Source organism: Pseudooceanicola lipolyticus (genome assembly GCF_002786325.1).
Lineage (GTDB): Bacteria > Pseudomonadota > Alphaproteobacteria > Rhodobacterales > Rhodobacteraceae > Pseudooceanicola_C > Pseudooceanicola_C lipolyticus.
Map to the genome: position 1 here is coordinate 1 of NZ_PGTB01000338.1, position 1,477 is coordinate 1,477.

Below are 1,477 nucleotides of genomic sequence, written 5' to 3' on the forward strand. Positions count from 1 at the left end.
CTGGATGCGCGGCTGGCCACGGCCGCCGGGCTGGCCGGCATGGCCTACCTGGCCGGCGTGACCTATGACAGCGGCGCCCAGAGCCACCTGCTGGCTTTCATCGACGCGCCCGAGGCGGCACAGCCGGCGCTGGCTCGCGCGGTGGCCACGACGTTGGCCTTTTCCGGGTTGGAGGCGGGGATGCTGGATGTCGCCTTCTTTGCCGCCACCGATCCTGTCGCGGCCAGCCTGGCGCGGGTCGGCCTGCGCTTTGACCTGCCGGACCCGCCGCAGGTTCAACCGGAACGCGTCGTGCCGGGCAGCGATCCGGACAAGCCGCCGATCCTGCGATGACCCGCGACGAATTCAACCAGTTCTGCGCCGGGCTGCCGGCGACCAGCCACGTGGTGCAATGGGGCGGCGCGGATGTGTGGAAGGTGGGCGGCAAGGTCTTTGCAATCTGCGGCTGGAACGACGGTGCCGATGCCTTCACCTTCAAGGTCTCGAAAATTGCCTTCGAAGTGCTGCAGGACAGTCCCGGCATCCGCCCGGCGCCCTATCTTGCCTCACGCGGCATGTCCTGGTTGCAGCACTACGCGGCGCCCGGTCTCTCGGATGCGGAGCTCAGGCGGCACATCGCGCTGTCGCATCAGTTGGTGGCGGCGGGGTTGACGAAGAAAAAGCGCGCCGAACTGGGTCTTTGAAACATTTCCCGGCCCAGGATCACGGGCCGCCCGCGGCGCATCACAGCTCTGCGATACCCCCTTCGCACCATCCGTTTCCGCTGTAAGTTCGGTGCCACCACACTGTTTCCAGCGAAAGGAACCGATATGAAACGCCTTGCTCTGGCGCTTGTCGCCACTGCCGGATTTGCCTTTCCCGCCTGGGCGGGAGAGCAGTTTGTCGACGCCACCGGCTTTGCGGTGTCGGGTTATGACGTGGTGGCCTATCGCGGTCTGACCCAGGCGCCGGTCGGCTCAGCGCAGCCCGCGGCGGTGCCGGGCAAGGCCTCGATCACCGCCGACTATAACGGCGCCACCTTCGCCTTTGCCACCGAAGAGAACCGCGCCACCTTCCTTGAGCGCCCGGAATATTATGCACCGCAATATGACGGTCACTGCGCCTATGGCGTCAGCAAGGGCGGCAAGGTGCCGGGCAATCCCAACCTGTGGCGCATCGTCGATGACAAGCTGTACCTGAACATCACCGAGAACGTGGTGGGGTTCTGGGAGGAAGACATTCCCGGCAATATCACCCTGGCCGAGGACAACTGGGTCGGCATCGAGCCGAACGAGGCTTCGACCAACCCGATCCCGAATTTCACCTCTCCCGCGCCGGTCCGCGAATAGGGGCGGGGGCTCAGGCGGCGCTGATCGAGTCGAGCGCGCCGCTGTGCCGCAGGTCGGCGGCGCACAGCCTGAGACAGCGCAACATGTCGTCGCGGCCATGATCCGTGGCCGCGTCGCGCGGGCGCGAGGCGCCGACCACGACCGGGGCG

Annotated in this window: 2 protein-coding genes and 1 pseudogene; all 3 read left to right on the forward strand. The window is 66.7% G+C overall.

From position 1 onward, the window contains the following. Nucleotides 1–333, forward strand: a pseudogene (locus CVM52_RS25705) (SseB family protein); the annotation flags it as partial. Further along, nucleotides 330–683 carry an MmcQ/YjbR family DNA-binding protein gene (locus CVM52_RS25710; RefSeq protein WP_100165057.1) on the forward strand — a complete coding sequence of 118 codons (354 nt, stop codon included), beginning with the start codon at nucleotides 330–332 and terminating at the stop codon, nucleotides 681–683. The pseudogene CVM52_RS25705 and the gene CVM52_RS25710, both read left to right, overlap by 4 nt. Before the next feature lie 126 nt (nucleotides 684–809). Then, nucleotides 810–1,328 carry a YHS domain-containing (seleno)protein gene (locus tag CVM52_RS25715; protein ID WP_100165058.1) on the forward strand — a complete coding sequence of 173 codons (519 nt, stop codon included), beginning with the start codon at nucleotides 810–812 and terminating at the stop codon, nucleotides 1,326–1,328. The last annotated feature ends 149 nt before the right edge of the window (nucleotides 1,329–1,477 follow it).